17 protein-coding genes are annotated in these 26,540 nt (G+C 74.4%); 14 read left to right on the forward strand and 3 right to left on the reverse strand.

Going from position 1 to position 26,540, the window contains the following annotated elements; translation table 11 throughout:
• The first annotated feature begins 3 nt into the window (after positions 1-3).
• From IE124_RS03905 to argF, 7 genes are all read left to right on the forward strand, one after another.
• A complete protein-coding gene (locus tag IE124_RS03905) occupies positions 4-2,691 on the forward strand; it encodes a vWA domain-containing protein (RefSeq protein ID WP_229832118.1) in 2,688 nt (895 codons plus the stop codon).
• A 22-nt stretch (positions 2,692-2,713) separates the two neighbouring features.
• A complete protein-coding gene (locus IE124_RS03910; protein ID WP_229832120.1) occupies positions 2,714-6,322 on the forward strand; it encodes a tubulin-like doman-containing protein in 3,609 nt (1,202 codons plus the stop codon).
• Positions 6,319-9,003 carry a hypothetical protein gene (locus IE124_RS03915; protein ID WP_189504870.1) on the forward strand — a complete coding sequence of 895 codons (2,685 nt, stop codon included), beginning with the start codon at positions 6,319-6,321 and terminating at the stop codon, positions 9,001-9,003. The genes IE124_RS03910 and IE124_RS03915 overlap by 4 nt, the downstream gene beginning before the upstream one ends.
• A complete protein-coding gene (locus IE124_RS03920) occupies positions 9,000-11,381 on the forward strand; it encodes a hypothetical protein (protein ID WP_229832122.1) in 2,382 nt (793 codons plus the stop codon). The genes IE124_RS03915 and IE124_RS03920 overlap by 4 nt, the downstream gene beginning before the upstream one ends.
• Positions 11,378-14,416: a hypothetical protein gene (locus tag IE124_RS03925; RefSeq protein ID WP_189504872.1), complete on the forward strand. Its 3,039-nt coding sequence runs from the start codon at positions 11,378-11,380 to the stop codon at positions 14,414-14,416. The genes IE124_RS03920 and IE124_RS03925 overlap by 4 nt, the downstream gene beginning before the upstream one ends.
• A gap of 96 nt (positions 14,417-14,512) precedes the next feature.
• Positions 14,513-15,745 (forward strand): arginine deiminase, encoded by a 1,233-nt coding sequence (locus IE124_RS03930; protein WP_189504874.1) that lies wholly within the window; start codon positions 14,513-14,515, stop codon positions 15,743-15,745.
• A 144-nt stretch (positions 15,746-15,889) separates the two neighbouring features.
• Positions 15,890-16,900: an ornithine carbamoyltransferase gene (argF, locus tag IE124_RS03935; RefSeq protein WP_189504876.1), complete on the forward strand. Its 1,011-nt coding sequence runs from the start codon at positions 15,890-15,892 to the stop codon at positions 16,898-16,900.
• A 77-nt stretch (positions 16,901-16,977) separates the two neighbouring features.
• On the opposite strand, the gene IE124_RS03940 is transcribed toward argF, so the two are convergent.
• On the reverse strand, positions 16,978-17,490 hold the full coding sequence (locus IE124_RS03940) for an ATP-binding protein (protein ID WP_189504878.1): 513 nt from the start codon (positions 17,488-17,490) through the stop codon (positions 16,978-16,980).
• Between the two features lie 265 nt (positions 17,491-17,755).
• Between IE124_RS03940 and IE124_RS03945 the strand changes: the two genes are divergently transcribed.
• The 5 genes from IE124_RS03945 (at position 17,756) to IE124_RS03965 (ending at position 22,120) form a co-directional block, all read left to right on the forward strand.
• On the forward strand, positions 17,756-18,583 hold the full coding sequence (locus IE124_RS03945) for an enoyl-CoA hydratase family protein (RefSeq protein ID WP_189504880.1): 828 nt from the start codon (positions 17,756-17,758) through the stop codon (positions 18,581-18,583).
• Positions 18,568-20,859, forward strand: coding sequence for a bifunctional salicylyl-CoA 5-hydroxylase/oxidoreductase (locus IE124_RS03950; RefSeq protein ID WP_229832123.1), 2,292 nt, complete (start codon positions 18,568-18,570; stop codon positions 20,857-20,859). The genes IE124_RS03945 and IE124_RS03950 overlap by 16 nt, the downstream gene beginning before the upstream one ends.
• A 90-nt stretch (positions 20,860-20,949) precedes the next feature.
• Positions 20,950-21,447 carry an anthrone oxygenase family protein gene (locus IE124_RS03955; protein WP_189504882.1) on the forward strand — a complete coding sequence of 166 codons (498 nt, stop codon included), beginning with the start codon at positions 20,950-20,952 and terminating at the stop codon, positions 21,445-21,447.
• Between the two features lie 25 nt (positions 21,448-21,472).
• Positions 21,473-21,625: a hypothetical protein gene (locus IE124_RS03960; RefSeq protein ID WP_189504884.1), complete on the forward strand. Its 153-nt coding sequence runs from the start codon at positions 21,473-21,475 to the stop codon at positions 21,623-21,625.
• Between the two features lie 87 nt (positions 21,626-21,712).
• Positions 21,713-22,120, forward strand: coding sequence for a nuclear transport factor 2 family protein (locus tag IE124_RS03965; protein WP_229832125.1), 408 nt, complete (start codon positions 21,713-21,715; stop codon positions 22,118-22,120).
• On the opposite strand, the gene IE124_RS03970 is transcribed toward IE124_RS03965, so the two are convergent.
• Together IE124_RS03970 and IE124_RS03975 are read right to left on the reverse strand one after the other, a co-directional pair.
• Positions 22,117-22,941, reverse strand: coding sequence for a PaaX family transcriptional regulator (locus tag IE124_RS03970; RefSeq protein WP_189504886.1), 825 nt, complete (start codon positions 22,939-22,941; stop codon positions 22,117-22,119). The two genes, IE124_RS03965 and IE124_RS03970, sit on opposite strands and share 4 nt — an antisense overlap.
• Positions 22,942-22,983: 42 nt before the next feature.
• Positions 22,984-24,606, reverse strand: coding sequence for an AMP-binding protein (locus IE124_RS03975; RefSeq protein WP_189504888.1), 1,623 nt, complete (start codon positions 24,604-24,606; stop codon positions 22,984-22,986).
• A gap of 354 nt (positions 24,607-24,960) precedes the next feature.
• Between IE124_RS03975 and IE124_RS03980 the strand changes: the two genes are divergently transcribed.
• Complete coding sequence (locus IE124_RS03980; protein WP_189504890.1) at positions 24,961-26,118, forward strand: acyl-CoA dehydrogenase family protein; 1,158 nt, start codon at positions 24,961-24,963, stop codon at positions 26,116-26,118.
• On the forward strand, positions 26,115-26,528 hold the full coding sequence (locus IE124_RS03985; protein ID WP_189504892.1) for a RidA family protein: 414 nt from the start codon (positions 26,115-26,117) through the stop codon (positions 26,526-26,528). The genes IE124_RS03980 and IE124_RS03985 overlap by 4 nt, the downstream gene beginning before the upstream one ends.
• The last annotated feature ends 12 nt before the right edge of the window (positions 26,529-26,540 follow it).

The raw sequence follows: 26,540 nt of genomic DNA on the forward strand, positions 1-26,540 counted from the left end.
ACGATGCGTTGGACGAACAAGGGGAGCGCCCTGCTCCTCGCCGGTGCGCTGCTCGCGCTCACCGGCCCGCTCGCGACCGCCGGAACCGCCGGCGTGCCGCGGGGACCCCGAGCGGCCGCCGATCCGGCCGAGGGGCCCGCCCCGATCGACTTCGCCGTCGTCGTCGACCAGTCGAAGAGCCTGGCCGACAAGGACCTCGCGCGCGAGACGGAGGCCGCGGGGCTGCTCAGCCAGGGAGAGATATCCGAGCGCTCCCGGGCGACCGTCATCGGCTTCGGCAGCTCGGAGAAGCCCGGACAGTCACCCGTACGCGAGGTCTGCGCCCTCACCGTCGCCGACGCGGCGGGCCGTGAGCGGCTCAGCGACTGCGTCCAGGACCTCAACAAGCGCGACGCGGCCCGGATGGGACCGGGCACCGACTTCCCGGCGGCCATCCGCCAGGCCGTCACCCGCCTCACCCAGAAGAGCGCCACCGGCGGAGCGGCCGCGAAGGCCCCCGCCAAGCACAAGGTCGTCTTCCTCCTCACCGACGGAAAGCTCGACGTCTCCGACAGCCCCGAGTACGGCCGGGACCCCGCGAGCCGCCGCTCCAACGGCGAGCGGCGGCTAAGGGAGGAACTCGCCCGGGCCAGGGCGGCCGGCGTCCAGATCTGGCCCCTCGGCTTCGGCACCGAGATCGACCGCACCGCCCTCCGGGCCATGGCCGAGGGCGGCTACCGGGGCGCGTGCTCCGACGTGCCGGGCTCCGTCCCCCACATGCGGGTCGTCGCGAGCTCCGCCGACCTCGACAAGGCGCTCCAGGAGACCTTCGCCGTCGCCCGCTGCGCGCGGATCTCGCACGGCACCGCGGGCAAGCCGCCCGCCGACCTGGCCGTCGTCATCCCGCCCATCGCCACCGACGGCTCCCTCACGGTCTCCAAGCACGACCCGAAGGTCCGGGTCACCTACTACGACCCGGCGGGCCGCAAGGTCCCCACCCGGGGCGAGTTCGACGGCTCCACCTTCGAGGTCGGCGGACAGGACGGGCCGGTCGAGGCGCTCCGCGTGAAGAACCCCCTGCCGGGCCGCTGGCGCGTGCACATCGAGGCGCCTGAGGGCCACCGCGACCGCGAGGTCGTCGTCCGGGCCATCTGGCAGGGCAGGCTCAGCTCCGACGTCACCCTGGACCCGGCCTCCCCGCGCCCCGGCGAGCAGGTCACCGTCGCCGTGCGGATGCAGACCCGGCGCGGGGTGACCATCACCGACCCCCGCCAGCTCACGGGGCTCAAGGTCTCGGCCGAACTGCGCGGCGAGGGCTTCGCCCCCGTGACGTTCCGGCTCGCCGACGACGGGAAGGCCCCCGACCGCAGGGCCGACGACGTCCGGTTCACCGGCACGCTCACCGTGCCCGCCGGCGCCACCGGCGACCTCCGGTTCACGACCCGCATGTCGGCTCCCGGCGTCACCTCCGACCTGCGACCGCTGAACGCCCGCATCACCCAGGGCACCCCGCTCGTCACCGCCGGACTCGCCTTCGACCGCGCGACCGCGCACCCCGGGGGCACCGTCCGCGGCACCCTCGACGTCACCAACAACGACGCCGGACCGCGCGTCCTGCGCCTCGCCGTGGAGAACCCGACGCCCGGCGCCGAACTCTCCGTCTCCCCGGCGACCGCCACCGCGCCGCCCGGCGGGAGCACACGCATCCCCTTCACGGTCACCCTCGGCGGCGGTACGCCGCTCGGCGAACTGGGCGGCCGGATCGCGGTCGTGGACACCGGCGACGACGACCGCGTCCTCGACGCCGACTTCCTCGACGTCCTCGTCGTGGCCCCGCCGACCTGGTGGGACCGATGGTGGAAGGCCGTCGTCGGCGGCGCGGCCGTCCTCGCCGTCCTCGCCGCGCTCGTCGTCGCGCAGACGGTCGCCCGGCGCCGCCGCCGCGACCTCACCGGGGTCACGCTCGAACTCCGCCAGGACGGGCGCGTCATCGACACGCTCACCATCCGGCGCGGCCAGAGCGTCCGCGGGTCCTTCCCCTTCGCCGTCGACGACGCGGGCGGTGCGCCGGCCACCCTCCGCCGCGCCCGCGAGGGCTCCTCGTCAGGCGCCCACGTCCTGCGCCGCACGGGCACCGGCCAGCTGCTGCTGCGCCCCCGGGGCGGTGCGCAGGTGCCCCTGCGGCCGGGCGAGCCGACCGGCCTCGACGCGTACGAACTGGTCGTTCGAGGCGGGGGTGGGAGTGCGGGCCGTGCCGGCAGGACGGGCCGCGCCGGCACCGGCTCCGGTTACGGCTCCGGATACGACACGGACACCGACACGGACACCGACTCGGGATACGGGTACGGGTATGGATACGGGGCCGGACAGGGCTCCGGTCCCGGCCCGGGCGCGGCCACCGGCTTCCGTACGGACGACGGCTTCGGCACGGACGACGACGGCCCGGGATTCGGTACGGACGACGGAAGCGGAGCGCGTACGGGCGGGGGTTCCGGCTCCCGTACGGGCGACGGCACCAGGTCCCGTACGCGTACCACCCAGGAACGCCGCGTTCCGTGGCAGCGCCGGTTCGGCGGGACCCGACGGTCCGGCCGCTCCGGCGCCGGGACCGGCGACCCCACGACGACCGATGCCGCGACCGGCGACAGCGGAACAGCACGCAGTACGGGCACGGGGGGCGCGACCGCCGGGGACCCGGACCCCAACTTCTGAACGGGCCCCCAAGGGAGACGACATGAAGATCTACCAGCCCATGCTCTTCGTCGGGCTCGGCGGCACCGGCGGACGCATCGGTACCGAACTGGAGCGCAGCCTCCGCCGGGAGCTCTGCGGCCCCGACGGCACCGACCTCGTCGACGGCGGCCGCCGGATGCCCTTCCAGCTGCCGGACTGCCTCCAGTTCGTCTACGCCGACTTCAGCGAGGCCGAGCTCACGAAGCAGCCGCAGTTCAAGGCCAAGGGCGCCGAGGGCGCCGCCTTCGCCCGTACGTCCCGGATGATCCGGGACCTGCTGCCCACGGACTTCGACTCCTCGCCCGAGGTCACGGAGATGCTCCGCGTCTCCGTCCCCGAGGAGACCCGGCTCTGGCTGCCGCCCCGGCTCCGGCAGCCGCGCGTCGCCCCCCTCAACAGCGGCGCGGGACAGCTGCCCACCGTCGGGCGCTCCGCGCTCTTCGCCACCCTGCGCTCCGGCCTGGAACCCGTCCTGCGGCAGCTCCGCGAGGCGATCGGCGCCATCGGCCAGGCGGCCGGCGACCTTCACCGGGTCGGCGGCGGCAAGATCCGGGGCTGCGACGTCTTCGTCGCCTTCTCCGTCGCCGGCGGCACCGGCGCCGGCATCTTCTACGACTTCATCCACCTCATCGGGCACGAGTTCCGCAACGCCAAGGTGCCCGGGGTGAAGATCTACCCGCTCGTCGTCATGCCCTCGGCGTTCCCGCCGGAGGCCGGCGGCGGACGCGAGGCCGAACTCAACGCCGCCCGTGCCCTTGTGGACCTCTCACGACTCGTCGACGACCAGAACATGCCCGATTCCACCGACTCCGTCGGCGACGTCGAGCAGCGCGGCCGGCTCAGCGTCACGTACCCCAGGGACGGGGTCGTCGCCCTGCGCCCCGCGACCATGCAGACCGCCTTCCTCTTCTCCAAGCCGTCCGTCATCGGAGCCGAGGACCTGCGCCGCTCCATCACCGCCATGGTGATGTCGCTGATCGGCACCGAACTCAGCGAGTCCAACGGCGGGGTGGCCCACGCCGACGACGACTACCAGTCCTTCGCGGAACGGTTCGTGAACAAGGCCGTCGAGCGCTCGACGCCCGCCCGCTCCGGCATCGGCTACCGGGGCATGTCGACCAGCCTCGCCGCCTCCCTCACCGTCCCCGTCGACGACCTCGCCGAGATCGTCGCCGCCCGGCTCCTCGCCCAGGCCGTACGTGGGATGGACGAACGGGCCCGGCGGCCCGCCCGGGACGGCTCGGAGGCCGTCCGCGACCTCTTCGTCCGCTCCGGCATCGGCCGGCTCTGGAACCGCGAGGCACCGGACGTCCCCGGACCCGAGGACCTCCCCAGGGGCCGCAAGGACATCGCCCAGGAACTGCAGCACCGGCTCGGGGACATGGAGGACGCCCTCCGCCGCCTCGACGCCAACCTCGCCCGTGAGATCCCGCGTCTCACCGAGGACTTCAGGCCGGGCTACGGGGCCCGGGAACTCCTCGGCCTCATCGGTCCGTTCCAGCTCGAAGCCGTCCTGCACGGTCTGCCCGCCCACCCCGAGAGGGTCGCCAGGGTGGGCTTCACCGGCATGCTCGACAACCGGCGCAACGAACCCGAACGGCCCTCCCACGTCCAGGCCGCCGCCCCGCCGATTCCCCCGATCAAGGGCAGCTTCGGCGGCGTCGTACCGGCCCGGTGGAACGACCCCGACGTCCAGGACACCCTCGCCGCACAGCAGGCCTGGTACCAGTGGCGCGCCCGGAGCCTCTGGCACCGCGGCTGGCAGGCGGGCGAGACCCAGTGGCGGCTCGCCCTGACCCGGACCGTCAACGAGCTCGGCGAACTCACCAAGGCGCTCCGCGCCCACGAGCAGGACGAGGCACGGAACTTCGCCGACCGCCGCCGCGACCTCTACCGCGACGACCGCGCCGGCATCGCCTACCTCCTGCCCCCGCAGAACACCCTGCGCGCCTTCTACGACGACGTCGTCGACCGGCTCGCCCAGAGCGAGGGCCTCCCCGAGGCCACCGACGCCGCGGCCCTCCTCGACAAGCTGGTCCGGCCCGACGACTGGCGCAACGCCCTCGACGCGGTCCGCCGCTCGCCGGGAGCACCGGTCAAGGAGATCAAGCAGGTCCTCGAACGCCGGGTCAAGAAGCTCTTCGGCGAGGCCAACGAGGCCAAGTTCACCCGCCCCCTCCTGCCCTCCATGGAGCTGCTGCTGAGGGCGGCGGCGGGCGACGAGGGCGCCGAGTCGAAGGTCGACCCGCGCTGGCTCGACCAGTTCCGCGCCCGGCTCGCCGGACTACTGCCCGTCGGCTTCGTCCCGGACGGCAGCGGCCCGATGAAGATCCTCATCGTGCACCCGGCCAGCGAGTCCGACGGGCGGGCCGCCGGCTTCCTCCGGCAGGCGCTCAACCTGCCCGCCAAGGCCGACCAGGAATACCGGGCCGTCGACACCCACTCCCTCACCGTCGTCCTCTTCCGCAGCGGCATGAACCTCACCGACATCTCCGAGGTCCGCAGCGTCCTCAGCCTCTGGTCCGACGCCCGCGACTCGGCCGGCGAGGACGACTTCCTGCACTGGCGGCAGCGGCTCGGCTACCAGGACGACTGGCTCGTCGCCACCGAGCAGGACCGCCAGCGGATCATGCACCGGCTGCTCTGCGCGATGTGGAACGGCGACATCGCCACCGAAGGGCCGGCCGAGTCGCCCGACCTCGTCCGGATCCGGCTCCGGGAGGGCGAGTCCGCGACCATGTCGCTGCGCCTCGAGGGCTTCGACGGCTCGCTCTCCAGCTGGGCGGGGATGCTGCGCGCGTACGAGCGCTGGGCGCTGCTCGACGAGGGCCAGATCATCGAGGTGTTCTGCGAACGCCTCATGCGCACCCTGCCCAAGGGCCTCTCTCAGGTGCCGCAGCCGCCGTCGCGGCTCTTCACCCACTTCGTGGAGGAGGTCGCGCCGCGCCAGCTCGTCCTGCTCGACCGGCTGGAGGCCGAGTACCGCGAGTACGGCGACACGGACGTCGAATGGCTCGCTCCGCTCCGGCAGTTCTGGGAGGTCACCTACCCGGGGGCCCTCGACATGCGCTTCCCGCCGGGAACCCGCGCGGCCCGCTCCACCCTCCGCGCCCTCTTCGACCGGCACGGGCCGGCGGGCGCGGGGCGGGGGAGGGGCCGGGGGCCGGGCACGGACGGGGGTGTGGGAGCTGCGGGCCAGGGGCAGGGTCCGATTCCGGGCCAGGGCCATGGGCACGGCCACGAGCAGGGCCATGGGCACGGCCAGGGCCAGGGCCATGGTCAGGGACAGAGACAAGACCAGGCGCAGAGTCACGGGCACGGGCACGGGCAGAGTCAGGGTCAGGGCCAGAGTCACGGGCACGGACAAAGTCACGGCCAGGGCCAGGGGCACGGCCAGGGCCAGGGGCACGGCCAGGGGCGCGGGGCCGGGCAGGCGCCGCCGCCGGGAGCGGGGTGGTACGGACAGGCCTCCGGGACCGGGCGGGCCGGTGAGGCGCCGAGGTCCGAGGACCCCGGCCGGTCCTTCTACGACGGGGATTGGGAGACGGAGCCCGAGCCCGAGTTCGAACACGACGGGTACCCCTGGGACCCGGAAGAGGAGGAGCAGTGAACCACCGGGTCCTCCCCGAACGGCCCCTGCCGGGCCACGCCGTCTGCCTCGACCTGCGGGCGGGCGGCCCGGACGACCCCGGCGCCGCCGTCCGCGCGGCACTTGACGCCCCCCAGCCCGGCGGCGAACGGCGGTTCCTCGTCGTCGACGAGGCCGACGGGCTCGTCGGCCACCAGCTCCTCTACGAGCGCCTCTCCTCCTACGGCCCCGCCCAGATCGTGTGCCTGGCCGTCGGAGCGCGCGGCGACAGGACGCTGCGCCGCACCCTGACCCTGCGTCCGCCCGCCGCCGGAGTGCTGTGGCTCCTCGACATCGGGGGCGACGACGAGGCCGGCGGCGGCGACGGGACCGACGCCGCCCTGCGCCCGCTCGTCGAGGTGCTGGCCACCCCGGAGGTCTTCGACGCCGTCCTCGGCTCGCTCGGGGACGTCGTGCACGGCGTGGCCGTACCCGCGGTGCGGGTCCTGGAGCACGACCTCACCGACGAGGCCCGCGCACGGGCCTGGCGGCAGGCCGTCGAAGGGCTGACGGGCCCTGAGGTACCGGCCGGGTCCGTCTCTCCGGAAGGCGTGCCGGGCGCGCTCGCACTGCTCCTCGGCGAGGGCGTGCCGCGCTCCCTGTCCGGTCACGACTGGCTCCCCGCGACCGGTCGCGAGGGGGCCCGGCTCGCCGCCTGCCAGGAGGCCCTCGACGACGCCGTCGAAGGCCACGACCGGGTGCGGGGCGCGGCGGGTCTCCTCACCGGGGCGGGGCGTGAGGTCGACCTGCCGGGGGACATCGAGCGGCTCACGGAGGAGCTCGCCCGGCTCCGTACCGCCGTCGCGGACGCGTTCGGCGCGGCGGGCGGCACCCGGCTCACGGCGGAGCACCGCGGGCTGCTCCGTGACCGAGGGGTCGAACTCCCCGAGCTGCCGAGGGAGATCACCCGGGCCGGGATCGTCCCGGCGCTGCGGGACCACACGTACGAGCTGATCGGCCGGGGCCTGCCGCTGCGCTCCGTGGCGGCCCGGCTCTCAGCACTCTCCGCGCGCACCGCCCCGGCAGGCAGCGCCTCCCGGCTGGCGCGGCTCGACGCGATCTGCGGTCCTGAGCGGCTGCGGCGGCTCGGGCGCCGCCATCCCTTCACGGCAGGCGGCCCGCGCCCGGCGGCCTTCGCCCTGACGGGCCTCCTCGCGCTGCTCGCCGGGGTGTGGCCGGTGCTCGGCTGGTTCCTCGGACCCGCCGTCGGCGCCCTCGCCGCCGTACTCGCCTGGCTGATGCTGCGGCGCAGGCCGAACCGTTCGCCGGACGGGCGGATCGACGGCGGCGGTGCGACGGGCGCGGCGCCCCGGCTCGTCGGCGGGGTCCTCGGCGGCCTCACCGGGGCGGGACTCGGGCAGTTCCTGGGACCGCCGGTCTGGGTCGGGGCCGTGGCCCTGGCCGTGTCCGCCGTGGCCGTGGTGGTGCTCGCGCTGCGCGACTGGACCCGGGCCGTGGACGACTGGTGGGCGCGGGCGGACCCGGAGGAGGCGGGCCGGATCCTGCGGGAGATCCACGCCCTGGTCGTGACGACCGCCGTGCACGACTGGCTCTTCGCCGACGTACGGCACCACTGCTCGGCCGGCGCGGGTGCCGCGGCCCGGCTGCTGCGCGACCTCGCGGAGACCGCCGAAGCGTACGGCGGGCGGTGGGCTGCGGACCGTGGGCCGGGGGGAGGGCCGGACCGTCCGTCGGACCGGGCGTCGGACCGTCCGTCGGATCCGGTGTCGGACTGGGCTTCCTGGGAGGACGAACCCCTGGAACCCCCGTCGGGTCCGGGACGGGGCCCGAACGCGGCCGGCGGCGCCGACACCGGGACGACCAGCTGGAGTTGGGACGACTGGAGCGACGCAGGGGAGGAGGACGGCTGGTCGGACATGGCAGAGGAGCCGCCGGTACGGGCCCCGGCCGCGTCCTCGTACGCGCCGCCGTCGCCCCCACCCTCCTCGTACGGATCGTCCGCGCACCCGCCGTCGTCCTCGTACGGATCGTCCGCGTACCCGCCGTCGTCCTCGTACCCGCCGTCGTCCCGGCAGTCCGAGCCCGCTCCGGCGTGGCTGGAGCGGCGGTACGGGGACGGGGGCTCCGCGCTCGTCGACACGCTCGTCGGCGATCTGGTCGCCGGCGCGGTCCTCCTCCTCGACGGGTGCTGGGCGGGCATCGAACGCGACCCCGGCGGTACGGATCACACGGTGCAGACACGGCGGCTGACGGAGCTCCTGGACGAGACCCGGATCCGCCTGGAGCGCGATGCGGCGGCCTCGCCCCCGCCCCCGTACGAAGGCCTCCGCGACCTCGGCGCGCTCACCTCGCTCGCCGCGCTCACCGACCGCTCCGAACGGCCCGACGCCGCCCGCCTCACCGGTGTCGCCCCGGATGCGGTGGCCCGGCTGCTGCTGACCGAGGACGACCCCGGCAGCACGGTCGCGCTCTGCGGCCCCGCGCACCTGCGGCTGCTCTCCCACGACCCGCTCGCGGCCCGGCAGGTCCGCTTCGTGCCCGAGGCGATGCGGCGCGGCACGGCGGGGGACGACATCTGGCGGGGCACCGCCGAAGGCGTCGTGTGGACCGGTGCGGGACGGCACGCCGGCATCCTCCGTCTCGTACCGCTGCGCGCGGACGTCGTGCACACCGTCCGCGCCGAGGAGGCGGGAGAACCGTGACAGACCCGAACCACCCGAACCAACCGAACCACCCGAACGACTCGAGCCACCTGAACCATCCGAGCCACCTGAACCGCCCGAGCCATCCGAACGACGCGACTCACCTGAACCGCCCGGACTACCTGGACGGCCCGAACGGCCCGCGCGACCCGGACGAGACCGGCTCGGACGCCGCGCACGGCCCGCAGATCCACCCCGTCGATCCCCACCACCCCGACCACCTGAGCGAGCCCATGAGCCCTCCGCACCCGTATTACGAGGAGCTGGCGTTCCTCAGCCACCGGGAGGAGCCGGTCCGCTTCACCGTCCGGTTCGGCGACGACCGCAGGCCGCCCGGCCGGCCCGGAGTCCTCGCGCGCCGGGCCACACTGGGCGCGGGATGGCCGGTCCTGCAGTTCCGGCTGTCGGCCTCCGTGCAGGCCGACCCCCACGCGTACGACCTCCTCGAACGCGAGGTCGCGGCCGCCGTCTCCCTCGAACGGCGTTACGGGGAGGAGAAGTTCGGCGCCGTCTTCGCCAGGGTCGTCGGCTTCGATCTCACCGCGCCGGAACCCTTCGTGCTGTACCGGATGCCCGGCGGACGGCCGCTCACCGAGTGGGCGGGCCGCCTCGGCCCGGAGGCGCAGGAGCGGATCATCGGCCAACTCGCCTTCGCCGTGCGGCTCCTGGAGCGGGCCGAGCTCGTGCACCGGGCCGTCACCCCCGACACCGTACGGTGGGACGGCGCTCACGTGCGGCTCAGCGAACCCTTCGCCGCGCTGCGCGCGGGCGAGCCGCGCGAGCCGCTCGGCGGCCCGCCGTGGGCTTCGCCCGAGCAGCGCGAGGGACTGGGAGCCGCCGACCCGCGCGACGACCTGTGGTCCGTCGCCCAGCTCGGCTACTACCTCCTCTCCGGGCGTCCCGCGCGAGGCGAGGGCCCGCCGGGGGACCTCGCCGACTACCGCCGGCTCGCCGCGCTGGCCCAGAGCGGACTCTTCTCCCCGAGGGCGGCCGACCGGCCGCGCCCCGTCGAGCTCATGCGGCTCCTGAACGTCCCCGATCCGCTCGCCACCGCCGCCGGAGCCACCGACCGCTTCGCCCGGGGCCGCGCCGAGTACGACCGCCAACTGGCCAGGAAGCGGGGCGTGTTCGAAGGGGGCGTCGCGCCGGGAGCGGAGTCGTACGCCGACGCCGACGACATGGGGGATCCCGGTCCGGATCCGACCTCGTCGCGCACCACCCTGATCGACCGGATCTTCGGCGGCGGGGAGGGCCCCGGCCGCCCGGTCGCGGCTGCATCGCCGCTCGAACCGACCCCGGCCCCGCTCTCGCGGAGCCGGATGTGCCCGCACTGCCTGCTGCCCGTCGAGTACGACCAACGCCTGCTCGTCACCATCGACGCCAAGGGCAACCGGATCCCGCTCGACCTGAGCGGCGAACGGCGCCCCGCCCACATCGCGGACGCCCTCCGCAAGGCCTACCACCTGTGCCCGCACACCGTGGAGGGCGACGAGGAGCACGAACTCCCCGTGCCCTACCTCACCAACGGCGAGCCGCTCTCCGTCGCCCTCGTCGGCAGCTCGTCCGTCGGCAAGACCCACCTCCTCGCCGCGATGCTCGGCGAGATCGAACTCGGCGGCCTCGCCCCGTACGGACTGCGGAGCCGTCCGCTCAACCCCGAGGCGCACCGCACCTATCTGCGCGAACGCGTCCAGAACCTCCAGCAGGGGCGGCAGTTGGGCCGCACGGGACAGCAGACCTTCGCCCGCTTCGCCGACGGCCTGCTCGTCTCCGCGGGCGGCGGGACGCCCCGGCCCGTCGTCTTCTTCGACCTCGCGGGCGAGGACCTCGCGCAGGACGGCGAAGTGGCCCGCTTCCTCATGGGGGTCGACGCCTTCATCTTCGTCCTGGACCCGCTGCGCGCGCTCCGACTCGGCCCTCTCGACGTCATACGGGACCAGAGCGGGCTGCGCCGTCGCGACCTCGGCGACGAGGCCTTCGCCACGGTCCTCGACCGCATCCCGAGGCAGCGCGGCGGTCTCGTCGCGGCGCCCGCGGCGCTCGCCGTCAACAAGAGCGACCTCGTGCGCTTCGAGCCGTCCGTCGACCGGTGGCTCGGCCGGGCCCTGCCCGGCCGCTACGACCCCGCCGAGGCGCACGAGGAGAGCCGGGACGCGTACGCCTTCCTCGCCCACCACGCCAGCGCCGCCTGGCTCAAGCCCTTCGACGACTGCGTGAACTGCTCCCTGCACTTCGTCGCCGCGACCGGCGGGCAGGCCCGCGGTGACCGCTTTCCGCACGGGGTCCGGCCGCGCCGGGTCCTGGCGCCCCTGCTGTCCCTGTTCGCCATGTGCGGGCTGCTGCCCGGGGCGGAGCCTACGGAGGGAATCGTCCGATGACACGGTCGGAGAACGAGGTCGACCAGATCGTCTTCCGCTGGGACAGCGAGAACGCCGCGGGAAGCACCGGCTTCGGCCCGGTGGCCTGGTCCGGGTCCCGGGAGCAGGCGGAGGGCCTCTTCCGGATCTCCGGTCCCATGCTGCGCGCGAGCGGCGACGAGACCCGGCCGGCCCTGATCCGGCTCCACCGGCGCCGGGGCGTGATGCTGATCCGGCGCATCCCGTTCACCGACGCCGACGGAGCGTCGTCCGTGCTCTGCCACGCGCTCGTCGGCTCGCCCGCCCTCCTCGATCCTGCCGACTGCCTCGGCCTCCACGCCTGGAACTGGCCGGGCGTCGACGCCGCGCACCTCGCCGTGGTGCGCGGCCGGCTGCCGGCGGTGCGCGAGGAGTCCCTGCTGCCGTCGACGGGCGAGGGGCAGTGGAAGCTCGACGAGGCCCTGTCGTACGCCGCCGAGGAACTCATCGGAGCGGTCGCGGAGTTGCTGCGCAGGCCCGAGGACCGCTTCACGGTCCTGGACGAGCGGGGCGACACCGCCTACCTCGTGCTCTGGGGGCTGCACAGCATGTTCGGCGCGCTCATCGACCGCCGGTGGACCTTCGCCACCCACGACACGGCCGAACTCCCCGATCTGCGCTTCGTGTTCGTCGGCCGCTGGTCGGGTGCGGCGAGCCCCAACACCGGTCGCCGCCGCGTCGACCCGCGCGAGCGGTTCGGCGACCGCGCGGAGGAGACCGCGGCCCGGCTCGTCCGGCACCACCTGCGGGGCGTCGAGGACGGCGACGGCCGCGAGTACGCCGTCAGCAGCGCCCTCCACGAGGCGGCGCCCGCCCGCCGCTCCCTCCTCGACACGGTGACCCGGGCCCTGGACATCCTCGACACCCAGGCCCGCCGCGGCACCCCACGCCCCGGGGAACGGCGCTTGTCGCCCGGGGGGAGGACGGGGTACGGGGCCGAGCCGGAGCGGCGGTACGAGGCCGAGCAGGCGCCGGGGTACGGAAACGCGGAGGATCCACGGCGCGGGGCCGGGCAGGAGTCTCGCCGCGGGCCCGATCCGGAGCCTCGCCGCGGGTACGAGCCTCGTCGCGGGTCCGATCCGGAGCCTCGGCGCGGGTCCGAGCCTCGGCCCGGGTCCGAACAGGAGCCCCGCAGCGGGTCCGGGCCTCGGCGCGGGCCGGAGCGCGAGCCGGATCCGAGGTACGGGTCCGGGCCGGAGCCGCGGTACGAGGCGGCCGAGCCGGACCCGTGGTTCGAGGCCGAGCCGGACCCGTGGTCGGAGGGGGCGCCGGAACCGCGGCGCGCATCCGGACCCGAGGCGAGGCCCGGGCCCGGACCGGAGCCGCGGTACGAGCCGGAGCCGGACCCGTGGTTCGAGGTGGAGCGGGAGCCGCGGCGCGCATCGGGGCCGGAAGCCCGGCGGGCGGAGCCGGACCCGCGGTCGGCGGCGGCGGATCCGCGGTACGAGGCCGGGAGGGAGCCGACCTCGGGGGCGGCGCCGGAGCCGCGGCGCGGGCAGGGGGAGGAGCCGGGCCCCCGGCCCGGGGCGGCGACGGGGCCGCGACCTCGCTCCGTACCGGAGCAGGCGTACCCGGCCGAACCGGAAGCGGGCCGGCCGGCCGCGCCCGGGTCGCGATACCCGGCCGAGCCGGGCCCGGAGTACCCACCAGCCGCGCAGGACCCGCGCCGCTCCCCGGTCCCGCCCCGCGACTCCGGCAGCCGTACCCCTGCCTCCACCGACCGGTCCCGCCCCCTGTACTCGCCCGACGCGGGGCGCCCCCCGTCCTCCCCGGACCTTTGGGACGGCGACCAGGCCTCGCCCCGCACCGGCCGTCCTCCCCAGGAGTCGTCCCGGCACCCGACGGAGGCGTACACGGACACGCCGCACGGGGAGGCCCCCGGCGGGGCCGACCCCTGGGCCAAGGGCACGCCACCACGCCAGACCGGCCCCGCTCCCGATCCCGCACGCGAACCCGGACCCGGACCCGAACCCGCCCCGGACCGTGACACCGATCCCGCGCCCCGCCCGGGTCCCACGCCTGTCCCCGCCCCCGAACCCGTCTCCGCCCCCGTCCGCTCCCACCCCGCCCCCGACCGGGCGGACGACCCGTACCCCCGTCCCGTCCTCCCGTTCGTCGGCGCCCAGTGGACCGGTCCGGCCGACGGCGGCCGACGGGTGTGGGCCAGGATGCCGTGGGCGCGGGAGCGGGAACGGGAGGCCGACACCGGGCTCGTGCACCGGCTGCCGACCGCGTACGACGTGGCGGAGGCCCGCGGCTTCGTCGAACGGGCGGGCAGCCGCGAGCTGCTCGACGCCCTGCGACGCCCCCAGGTGTACGTGGTCGTCACCCTGCTCCTCCGGGAGATCGCCAAGCGCCTGCCCACCTGGGAGCATCCGGCACGCCGCGAACTGTGCGAGGTGGTCCTCGGGCGCGAGCTCTGGGCGACCGCGCTGCCCGGCGCCGAGCAAGACCGCTCCGAGCCGCCCGAGGAACAGCGCGCGTCCAACGCCGCCGAGCTGCACCGCTGGGCCGTCCGGCCCCTCCTCGGCGGCGGTGACGCCCCGGTCGGCACGGTCGCGGCCCTGCTCGTCCGGCTCCGGACGAGCCCCGTGCCGTCGGCCCGGGAGGCCTTCTGGCAGATCGTCGACGGCGACCGCCCGGGCCTGCCCGACGCGGTCTGGCTCACGCTCCTCAAGGACGCCTACGGCGTCAGGCGCACCCCGCCGCCCCGCCACGGCCGACCTTCCCACCACACCCCACCGCCCGACCACACCCCAGCACCCGACCACGCTCCACCGCCCGACCACGCTCCACCGCCCGACCAGACCCCGCCCTCGCCCCATCAGGCCCCGCCGGCCGGGAGGCCGACACACCAGACCGCACCCCGCGGTGTTCCGTACCAACCGCAGCCGCAACCCCAACCGCCGCAGGACGACGAGTCGGTCAACGGCTACACCCGGCGTTTCCTCAGCCGTACCGCCGTCGTGCTCGCCCTCCTCCTCACCGCGATCCTCGTCGCCACCGTCATGAAGTGACGCCACCGGCCCCCGCGGCCGGAGGCGTCTTCGCAACCCCAGGCCCGAAGGCCCGAAAGACGGGCCCGGGCCGCCAGGCTCCGTCAGGATGGGCCCATGGGATTCCATGTCGATTCCGAGACCGGGCGGCTGCGCCGCGTCATCCTCCACCGCCCCGACCTGGAGCTGAAGCGGCTCACGCCGTCGAACAAGGACGCCCTCCTCTTCGACGACGTGCTCTGGGTGCGCAGGGCCCGCCAGGAGCACGACGGCTTCGCCGACGTGCTGCGTGACCGCGGGGTCGAGGTGCATCTCTTCGGCGACCTGCTGCGGGAGTCCCTGGAGGTACCGGCCGCCCGCGCGCTGGTCCTGGACCGGGTCTTCGACGAGAAGGAGTACGGGCCGCTGGCCGCCGACCACCTGCGGGCCGCGTTCGACTCGCTGGACGCGGGGGCGCTCGGCGAGGCGCTCGTCGGCGGCATGACCAAGCGGGAGTTCCTGGCGTCGCACCGCGAGCCGACGTCGGTGCGGTTCCACGCCCTCGACCTGGACGACTTCGTCCTCGGTCCGCTGCCGAACCACCTCTTCACCCGGGACACCTCGGCCTGGATCTACGACGGCGTCTCGATCAACGCGATGCGCTGGCCCGCCCGGCAGCGCGAGACGGTGCACTTCGAGGCGATCTACGGGCACCACCCGCTCTTCGCCGGCCCGGAGGCGGGCCCCTTCCACCACTGGTCGGAGGGACAGCGCGACTACCCGTCGACGATCGAGGGCGGCGACGTCCTGGTCATCGGCAACGGCGCCGTGCTCATCGGGATGAGCGAGCGCACCACCCCGCAGGCGGTGGAGATGCTGGCCCGGGGCCTGTTCGCGGCCGGTTCGGCGCGCACGATCGTCGCGCTCGACATGCCGAAGCGGCGTGCGTTCATGCACCTGGACACGGTGATGACGATGGTCGACCAGGACACCTTCACGCAGTACGCGGGGCTCGGCATGCTCCGCTCGTACACGATCGAACCCGGCGACGCGGGGCAGTCCCTGCGGGTGACCGACCATCCGCCGGAGCAGATGCACAGCGCCATCGCCGCGGCCCTGGGACTCCAGGACGTCCGGGTCCTGACGGCGACGCAGGACGTGCACGCGGCGGAGCGGGAGCAGTGGGACGACGGGTGCAACGTCCTCGCCGTGGAGCCGGGCGTGGTCGTGGCGTACGAGCGGAACGTCACCACCAACACCCACCTGCGCAAGCAGGGCATCGAGGTGATCGAGATTCCCGGGAGCGAGCTGGGCCGGGGGAGGGGCGGCCCGCGCTGCATGAGCTGCCCGGTGGAGCGCGACGCGAGCTGACCGCAGGCGAGGAGACGCCGGGGCTGTATATAAATGCTGATGTACGTATAGACTTCCAGGGTCGACCGGTCGTCGCCCCTCGGTCGTCGCGCCGTCACCCCTGCTGCCACCGTCCCGTCGACCCGTACCCCAGGAGCGCGTCCCATGGCCACCACTGACCTCATCGGCCGCCACTTCCTCAAGGAGCTGGACTTCACCGCCGAGGAGTTCCGCGGCCTGATCGCGCTCGCCGCCGAGCTCAAGGCCGCCAAGAAGGCCGGCGTCGAGGTCCAGCGGCTGCGCGGCAGGAACATCGCCCTCATCTTCGAGAAGACCTCGACCCGCACCCGCTGCGCCTTCGAGGTCGCCGCCGCGGACCAGGGCGCCTCCACCACCTACCTGGACCCCGCGGGTTCCCAGATGGGACACAAGGAGTCGGTCAAGGACACCGCCCGTGTCCTCGGCCGGATGTTCGACGGCATCGAGTACCGGGGCGACAGTCAGGCCACGGTCGAGGCGCTCGCCGAGTTCGCCGGCGTGCCCGTCTTCAACGGCCTCACGGACGACTGGCACCCCACGCAGATGCTCGCCGACGTGCTCACCATGACCGAGTACACCGACAAGCCCCTCGACGGGATCGCCTTCGCCTACCTCGGCGACGCCCGCTTCAACATGGGCAATTCCTACCTCGTCACCGGGGCCCTGCTCGGCATGGACGTGCGGATCGTCGCCCCGGAGGCGTACTGGCCGGCCGAGGGGGTCGTCGCCGCTGCCCGCAAGCTCGCCGAGACGAGCGGCGCCACGATCACGCTCACCGACTCCGTGGCGGACGGGGTCCGTGGCGCCGACTTCGTGGCCACCGACGTCTGGGTGTCGATGGGTGAGCCCAAGGAGGTCTGGGACGCGCGGATCGCCGCCCTCGCCCCGTACTCCGTGACCATGGACGTGCTGCGGGCCACCGGGAACCCGGACGTCAGGTTCCTGCACTGCCTGCCGGCCTTCCACGACCTGGGCACGGCCATCGGCCGCGACCTCCACGCCCGGCACGGTCTGACCGAGCTGGAGGTCTCCGACGAGGTCTTCGAGTCGGCGCACTCCGTCGTCTTCGACGAGGCCGAGAATCGCATGCACACGATCAAGGCGGTCCTGGTGGCCACCATGGCGGGCCCCGCCTGAGGTGCGTACGGGCATGGCTTCACGCCCGGGAGGGGGACTCGCCGCGCTCCACGATCCCGTTGGCCGACCGGCTCCGCTCAGGGCTCCCGGTGACGGCGCTGGGCCGGGATCCCCGGGAGCGTGAACCACACCGCCTTGCCGTGCGCGGTCGGGCGATGGCCGCAGTCGCTGCTGAGCGCGCGGATCAGGAGGAGGCCGCGGCCGTGTTCCTGCCAGGGGTCGACCTCGACCTCGGGGCCGGGGCGGACGAGGGCGGCGGGGCCGGCCGGCTCGGGGTCGTGGACCTCTATCTGACAGCCGCCCGGCGCGGCGAGCAGCTCGACGACCAGCTCGATCGGGCCCTGGCCTGCGGTGTGCTCGACGGCGTTGGCGACGAGCTCGGCGGTGAGCAGCTCCGCGGTGTCGCCGTCGGGGAGGGCGGCCATGCCGGGCTCGATGTCGTTGAGGGCGGCGCGGATCAGGGCGCGGGCGATCGGCACGGCGGCGGTCGTGTGCGGCAGTCGGATGTGCCAGGAGGCGGGGCGTCCGGTGGCGGGTCCGGCGGCGGGTCCGGGGGCGGATCCGGCGGCGGGTCCGGGGGCTTCGGGCATGGCTGGCAGGGCTCCCTTCGCCGAGGGGCGGCAGGTGGGCGAGTGGGGTGGGGGCGATGGTGGGGGCATCCCGAGACGTCCTGGTTTCAACCTTACGAGGCACAAGATCCCGTTCCCAGGGCCCCCCTCCCCGGGCGCCAGGGACTTCGGTCATCGGTCTCCCGGGACCTTGTGAGGCCCGGGCACACACTCGCTTTATCGCGTACTCGTGACGGTGGTCACACTTGAGTGATACCCTCCGGGTGGAGGAAGGAGGCCGTTCCGGATGAGCCCCTTTACCGGCTCCGCGACCCGCACCGAACGCTGGCGGCACCTGCGCCTGGACCTCGACGAGGGCGTCGCCACCGTGACCCTCGCGCGCCCCGCGAAGCTCAACGCCCTCACCTTCGGTGCCTACGCCGACCTGCGCGACCTGCTCGCCGAGCTCTCCCGCGAGCGGGCCGTCCGCGCCCTCGTGCTCGGTGGCGAGGGGCGGGGCTTCTGCTCGGGCGGTGACGTCGACGAGATCATCGGCGCCACCCTCTCGCTCGACACCGCCCGGCTCCTCGACTTCAACCGGATGACCGGCCAGGTCGTCCGGGCGCTCCGCGAGTGCCCCTTCCCGGTCGTCGCCGCGCTGCACGGCGTCGCGGCCGGCGCCGGGGCCGTCCTCGCCCTCGCCGCCGACTTCCGGGTCGCCGACCCCACCACCCGCTTCGCCTTCCTCTTCACCCGGGTCGGCCTGTCCGGCGGGGACATGGGCGCGGCCTATCTGCTGCCCCGGGTCGTCGGGCTCGGCCACGCCACCCGGCTCCTGATGCTCGGCGAGCCCGTCATGGCGGCCGAGGCCGAGCGCATCGGCCTGCTCAGCGAGCTGACGGAGGAGGGCGCCGCCGACACCCGCGCCGCCGCACTCGCCCGCCGGCTCGCGGACGGCCCGGCGCTGGCACTGGCCCAGACGAAGGCACTGCTCTCGGCGGAGCTCGACATGCCGCTCGCGGCCTCGATCGAACTGGACGCGGCGACGCAGGCCCTGCTGATGCACGGCGAGGACTACGCGGAGTTCCACGCGGCCTTCACGGAGAAGCGCCCCCCGAAATGGCAGGGCCGCTGACCATGACACCCCACCCCGAGCGGCTCAGGGCGCCCCTGCGGATCGCCGTCATCGGGGGTGGCCCCGGTGGTCTCTACGCCGCCGCACTGCTCAAGCGGCTCGACCCCGCCCGTGAGGTCACCGTCTGGGAGCGGAACGCGCCCTCCGACACCTTCGGCTTCGGGGTCGTCCTCTCCGACGAGACCCTCGGCGGGATCAGGGACGCCGACCCCGCCGTGTACGAGGCGCTCCGCCGCGAGCTCGTCCGCTGGGACGACATCGACGTCGTCCACCGGGGCCATCGCACGACCTCCACCGGCCACGGCTTCGCCGCCCTCGGCCGCCGCCGCCTCCTGGAGCTCCTCCACGCCCGCTGCGCCGAGCTGGGCGTACGGCTCCGCTTCCACGCCGAGGCCCCGCCCGCCGCCGAGCTCGCGGCCGTCCACGACCTTGTCATCGCCGCCGACGGCGTCCACAGCCGCACCCGCGAGGCACACGCCGACCATTTCCGCCCCACCGTCACCACCCATCGCTGCCGCTACATCTGGCTCGCCGCGGACTTCCCCTTGGAGGCCTTCCGCTTCGAGACCGCCGAGACCGAGCACGGCGTGATGCAGCTCCACGCCTACCCGTTCTCCGCGGACTCCTCCACCGTCATCGTGGAGATGCGCGAGGAGGTCTGGCGGGCCTCCGGGTTCGACGAACTCGACGAGGCCGAGTCCACCGCCCGCTGCGCCAAGATCTTCGCCGAGGCGCTCGGCGGCCGGGAGCTCCGCGCGAACAACTCCGCCTGGACCGCGTTCCGCACGGTCGTCAACGAGCGCTGGTCGTACGGCAACACCGTCCTCATCGGCGACGCCGCCCACACCGCGCACTTCTCCATCGGATCCGGTACCAAGCTGGCCGTCGAGGACGCCCTCGCCCTCTCCCGGCACATCGGCGAACACCCCACCCTCGCCGAGGCGTTGACGGCCTACGAGACCGAGCGCCGTCCCGTCGTCGCGTCCACCCAGCGCGCCGCCGCGGCCAGCCTCCGCTGGTTCGAGGAGCTCGCCGACCGCGTGGACAGGCCGCCCCGCCGCTTCGCCTTCGACCTCCTCACCCGCAGCCGCCGCGTCACCCACGCGAACCTCCGGCTGCGCGACCCGGCCTTCACCAGCACCGTCGAGAACGACTTCGGCTGCCCGCCCGGGACCCCGCCCATGTTCACGCCCTTCCGCCTGCGCGGTCTCACCCTCCGCAACCGGATCGTCGTCTCGCCCATGGACCTGTACGTCGCCGAGGACGGCGTCCCGGGCGACTTCCACCTCGTCCACCTGGGAGCCAGGGCCCTCGGCGGCCCCGGACTCGTCATGACCGAGATGGTGTGCGTCAGCCCGGAGGGCCGCATCACCCCGGGCTGCTCCGGCCTGTGGACGGACGAACAGGCCGAGGCCTGGGCCCGGATCACCGCCTTCGTCCACACCCGAGCACCCGGCACGGCGCTCGGCGTCCAGCTCGGCCACTCCGGCCGCAAGGGCTCCACCCGGCGCATGTGGGAGGGCATCGACCAGCCGCTGCCGGACGGCAACTGGCCGCTCGTCGCCGCCTCACCCCTCCCGTACCGGGCGGGCGTCAACCAGACCCCGCGCGCCCTCGACCGGGCCGGACTCGCCTCCGTACGCGAGGAGTTCACGGCAGCGGCCCACCGCGCCGCCCGCTGCGACTTCGACCTCCTCGAACTCCACTGCGCCCACGGCTACCTGCTCTCCGGCTTCCTCTCCCCACTCACCAACCACCGCACCGACGCCTACGGCGGAAACCTCGAAGGCCGACTGCGCTTCCCGCTCGAAGTCTTCGACGCCGTACGGGAGGTGTGGCCAGAGGACCGTCCCATGACGGTGCGCGTGTCGGCGACCGACTGGGCCGAGGGCGGCACGGACACCGAGGACGCCATCGCGATCGCCCGCGCCTTCGCCGCGCACGGGGCCGACGCGATCGACGTCTCGACCGGCCAGGTCGTCCCCGAGGAACGCCCCGAGTACGGCCGCTCGTACCAGACCCCGTACGCCGACCGGATCCGCGGCGCGGTCGGCGTCCCCGTCGTCGCCGTCGGTGCGATCTCCTCCTGGGACGACGTCAACTCCCTGCTCCTGGCGGGCCGTGCCGACCTGTGCGCCCTCGCCCGCCCGCACCTCTACGACCCGCACTGGACGCTCCACGCGGCGGCCGAACAGGGCTACGAGGGCCCGGCGGCGCCCTGGCCGGCCCCGTACCGCGCGGGCAGCCGCCCACCCCCGACGGGCCGCCGCGAGTAGGACGACCGCCCGGCCGCCCGTGGACGCTCGCGCATGCGGGTGCGACGCGAAACCATGGCCCGCGCGCTGCCGCTGCCCTTGAATGGGCGCATGACACCAAACAGGGGTGGGAAGGGCGCCGGGGTGGTCCTCGGCGCGGCGGCGGTGGCGACCGGACTGGTCGCGGGGGTCTTCTTCGCGTACGTCTGCTCGGTGATGCCGGCGCTGGCCCGCAGCGACGACCGGGTCTTCGTGGAGGTCATGCGGAACATCAACGACGTGATCCAGAACCCGGTCTTCTTCGCCGCCTTCTTCGGGGCGCCGATCCTCGCGGGCGTGGCCGCCTGGCAGCACCGCACCACCAGGGCCGGCGCGTGGACGCTCCTCGGGTTCGTCCTCTGCGCGGCGGTCTTCGTGGTCACCACGGCGGCGAACGTCCCCCTGAACGACGCCCTGGCGACCACGAAGGACCCGACGGCGGCCCGCTCCGCCTTCGAGGACACCTGGGTGGCCTGGAACACGGCCCGCACGATCCTGTCCGCCGCGGCACTCGCCTCCCTGCTCATGGCGATCTCGGCACGGAAGACGACCCGCCGCGAGAACACCTGAGGAGGCCCTGATTCCACCGTTCCACGTGCACGGGGCGGGCCCAGTCGCCGGCCCGGGCAGCCGGGCGGTCGACAAGGACCTGTTCCGTCTGCTGTCCCTGCAGGCCGCCGACCGCTACTGGGAACTCGCGGTCCCCGCCGCCGACGTCGCCCTGGTCCGTGTCGCCCTGCGCGGGTAAGACGTCCCCGAGCAGCCGGAGGACGGCCCGACACCTGGCCGACGCACCCACCGCGCCACCCGCGGCCGCCGGACCTACGGTGGCACCATGAGCGACGCGGAGACGGGCATGGAGCAGGGGCCCGAGAGGAACAAGGCCACGGCCAAGGCGTTCTACGACCTGATGTTCAACCAGTGCCGACCCGCCGAGGCCGTCGAGCGGTACGTCGGTGACACCTATATCCAGCACAATCCGCACGTCGGCGACGGCAAGCAGGCGTTCGTCGACTACTTCGAGCGCATGGCCGGCGAGTACCCGGGCAAGCACGTCGCGTACAAGCGCGCGTTCGCCGACGGCGACCACGTCGTCCTGCACTGCCACCAGACCTGGCCCGGCGACGAGGAGTACGCGGGCATCGACATCTTCCGCTTCGACGCCGACGGCAGGATCGTCGAGCACTGGGACGTCCTCCAGGTCGTCCCGCCCACCTCGAAGAACGACAACACCATGTTCTAGGAGGTACCGCTGACGAACGGGCGCACGAACTGCGCGCCCCGGTCCCACAGCAGTTCGTGCAGCGCCGCGAAGACCTCCGCCGAGCGGCGGCCCGGCCAGTCGTGGGGGAGCAGCTCCGCCGGCAGGACCGGGTCCGCGTACGGCAGACGGCGCCAGGAGTCCAGGACGAGCAGGTACGCCCGGTAGGCGTCCTCCGGGCCGCCCGGCGTGGAGCGCCAGGACCGCAGGACCGGCTCGTGGACCGCGAGGAACTCCTCGTGCAGCCCCGCGATCGCCGGCAGGTCCCACCAGCGGGCCGCCGCCTCGGCCGTCGCCGCGTACCCCAGGTGCTCGCCCCGGAAGAGGTCCACGTACGTCGAGAGCTCCAGCCGCTCCAGCGCGTTCCGCGTCTCCTCGTACAGCCGAGCGGGGGCGATCCAGACACCCGGCGCCGCCGTGCCGAAGCCCAGCCGGGCGAGCCGGGAGCGCAGCAGGTGCCGCTTGTGCCGCTCCGCCTCGGGCACCGAGAAGACGGCCAGCACCCAGCCGTCGGACAGCTTCGGCTCCGTACGGGCGTAGATCCGGCGGTCGCCGTCGTCGAGGAGCCGCCGCGCGTCCTCCGACAGGGCGTACCCGGCGGCGCCGTCCGCCGTCCGGCTCGGCAGCAGCAGCCCGCGCCGCTTCAGCCGCGAGACCGAGGACCGCACCGACGGCGCGTCCACGCCGAGTCCCCCGAGCAGCCGGATCAGCGCGGCCACCGGCATCGGGGACTCGTCGGGCCCACGGCCGTACGCGCCGTAGAGGGAGACGATCAGGGATCGGGGAGTGTGCTGCTCGGCCACGTGATCACTTTAGGGGGTCGGCCGGACCTGCCCGGCGTCGGATCAGACCGGATCCCGCAGCCGGTAGCGCTGCAGTTTGCCCGTCGCGGTGCGGGGCAGCGCGTCGAGGAAGACGATCCGGCGGGGCGACTTGTACGGGGCGAGGCGGGCGCGGACGAAGGCCCGCAGCGCTGCGGCCGTACCGGAGTCGCGCGGCACCCCGTCCCGTACGACCGTGTACGCGACGACGATCTGGCCGCGCAGCGCGTCGGGGCGGCCCACGACCGCCGTCTCGACGACGTCGGGGTGGTCGAGGAGCGCCTCCTCGACCTGCGGCCCGGCGATGTTGTACCCCGCCGAGATGATCATGTCGTCGGCCCGCGAGACGTACCGGAACCAGCCGTCGGGCCGGCGGACGTACGTGTCGCCGGTGACGTTCCAGCCGTCCCGTACGTACTCCGCCTGGCGCGGATCGGCGAGATACCGGCAGCCCACCGGGCCGCGCACGGCGAGCAGGCCTTCCTCGCCGTCCGGGACCTCCCGGCCCTCCCGGTCCACGATCCTGGCCTGCCAGCCGGGCACCGGGCGGCCCGTGGTGCCCGGGCGGATGTCGCCGTCGGCGGCCGAGATGAAGATGTGCAGGAGCTCGGTCGCGCCGATGCCGTTGATCAGGCGCAGGCCCGTGCGGCCGTACCAGGCGTTCCAGGTCGCCTCGGGGAGGTTCTCGCCGGCGGACACGCAGCGCCGCAGCGAACCGATGTCGGGGGCGCCCTCGCCGGCCAGCTCGTCGAGCATGACGCGGTAGGCCGTCGGGGCGGTGAAGAGCACCGAGACCCGGTGCCGCTCGACCGCCGCGAGGAGCTGCCGGGGACCGGCCTGTTCGAGGAGGACCGCGCTCGCCCCGGCCCGCAGGGGGAAGACGACGAGCCCGCCGAGGCCGAACGTGAAGGCGAGCGGCGGCGAACCGGCGAAGACGTCGTCGGGCAGCGGGCGCAGGACGTGCGCGGAGAACGTGTCGGCGACGGCGAGGACGTCCCGGTGGAAGTGGACGCAGCCCTTCGGCTGCCCGGTGGTGCCGGAGGTGAAGGCGATGAGCGCCACGTCGTCGGCAGCGGTCGCCACCGCCTCGTACCGGCCGTCACGGCGGGCGGCGAGGGCCAGCAGGTCGTCCGGGCCGTCCCCGCCGAAGGGGGTGACGCGGAGGTCCGGGATCCGGGCGGCGAGGAGTTCGTCGAGGGAGTGGGCGTCGCAGAGCGCGTGGGTGCAGCGGGCCGCCTCGGCCATCGCGGCGAGCTCGGGTGCGCGCTGCTGGGCCAGGACGGTGACGGCGACGCCGCCGGCCTTCATCACGGCGAGCCAGCAGGCGGCGAGCCACGGCGTGGTGGGGCCGCGCAGGAGCACGCGGTTGCCGGGCCGGACCTTCAGGTCGGAGGTGAGGACGTGGGCGATGCGGTCGACCCGGTCGAGGAGGTCTCCGTAGCTCCAGATCCGGCCCTCGGCGTCGTGGAAGGCGGGCCGGTCGGTGCCGAATCGTTCCACCGTGCGGTCGAGGAGTTCCGCTCCGCAGTTGAGCCGGTCGGGGTACGCGAGCTCCGGCAGCTCGAAGACGAGGCGGGGCCAGCGCTCCGGCGGAGGCAGGCCGTCGCGGGCGAAGGTGTCGAGATGGGCCGAGGGCGTCAGCTCCATGAGTCCGTCCCCCTGTCGTGGTGGGGTCGCTCAACGCCACACGAGCGTATCGTGTTGGTGACGGCAGTCAACGGTTCGCGACAAGAGCGTCGGTCGGCAGAGGGTCGAACGTGCCGGGCGGCATAAGGCCGAACGTGCCGGGCGGCACAGGGTCGAACGTGCCGGGCGGCACAGGGTCGAACGTGCCGGGCGGCACAGGGTCGACCGTGCCGGGCGGCGCACGACGGAACACGCCGGGCGGCGCACGACGGAACACGCCGGGCGGCGCACGACCGAGCGTGTCGGCCTGCGCACGGAGAAAAGCGCCGCAGGGCGCAGCGACAAGGGCGCCACAGGGCGCCGGAGAGGGCCCACATGCCCGCATTCTCGCTCGATCCGGGACAGATCACCTGGTGTGCGGAGCTCCGCGCCCTCGCCGCCGACCACCTCGCGCCGCTCGCCGCGAAGGGCGAGCCGGGCCGCGTCAACCGCCCCCTCGTCGCCGCCCTCGGCGAACTCGGCCTCCTCGCCCGCCTCTTCGACGCCGGCGCCCTCGACCTCTGCCTCCTGCGCGAATCCCTCGCCCAGGCCTGCACCGAGGCCGAGACCGCACTCGCCCTCCAGGGCCTCGGCACCCATCCGGTCGCCGCCTTCGGCACGGACGCGCAGCGCGCCCGCTGGCTCCCCGAGGCCGCCGCCGGACGGGCGGTCGCGGCCTTCGCCCTCTCCGAACCCGGCGCCGGCTCCGACGCCGCCGCCCTCGCCCTCGACGCCGTCCCCGACGGCCGCGGCGGCTGGCGTCTGCACGGCGAGAAGCGCTGGATCTCCAACGCCCCCGAGGCCGACTTCGCCACCGTCTTCGCCCGCACCACCCGAGGCGCGGGGTCCCGTGGCGTCACCGCCTTCCTCGTCCCGGCCGACCGCCCCGGGCTCGGCGGCGAGGCGCTCGACATGCTGTCCCCGCACGCCCTGGGCACCCTCACCTTCGACGGGGTCCCCGTCGGCGCCGAAGACCTCCTCGGCGAACCGGACCGGGGCTTCCGGGTCGCGATGCACACGCTCAACCTCTTCCGCCCCAGCGTCGGGGCCTTCGCCGTGGGCATGGCGCAGGCGGCCCTCGACGCCGCAGTCGCCCACACCGCCGATCGCCCCGCCTTCGGCGGACACCTCGCCGACCTCCAGGCCGTCGCCCACCGGATCGCCGAGATGGCCACCCGCACCGAAGCCGCCCGCCTGCTCGTCTACGCGGCCGCGGCCGCGTACGACGGCGGAGACCCGGACGTACCCCGCCGCTCCGCCATGGCCAAACTCCTCGCCACCGAGACCGCCCAGTACGTCGTCGACTCTGCCGTCCAACTCCACGGAGCCCGCGCCCTGCAACGCGGTCACCTCCTCGAACACCTCTACCGCGAGGTCCGCGCGCCCCGGATCTACGAGGGAGCCACCGAAGTCCAGCGCACGATCATCGCCAAGGAGCTGTACGCGTCCCACCGGCGTAGGCTCGACAGCCTCCAGGAGGTGCCGTCCTCATGAGCCTGCACCGGCACAACCCCGCCGAACTCGCCCCGCCCACCGGCTTCTCCCACGCCGTGACGGCCACCGGCTCCCGGCTTGTCTTTCTCGCCGGGCAGACCGCCCTCGACAACGAGGGCGCCGTCGTGGGGGACACCCTCACCGAGCAGTTCACCACGGCCCTCGGCAATCTGCTCACCGCCCTGCGGCACGCCGGCGGCACCCCCGCCGACCTGGCCCGCGTCACCGTCTACACGACCGACGTCGACGACTACCGCACCCACGCCCACGAACTCGGGAGGATCTGGCGACGGTTGGCGGGCCGCGACTACCCGGCGATGGCCGTCATCGGAGTCGTACGCCTCTGGGACGAGCAGGCCCGGGTGGAACTGGACGGCTTCGCGGTCCTGGACGAGCCCGTACACGCTTGATCAACTGGTCGC

Origin of the sequence: Streptomyces narbonensis, from assembly GCF_014649015.1 — a bacterium.
In the GTDB taxonomy this organism is placed as follows: domain Bacteria; phylum Actinomycetota; class Actinomycetes; order Streptomycetales; family Streptomycetaceae; genus Streptomyces; species Streptomyces narbonensis.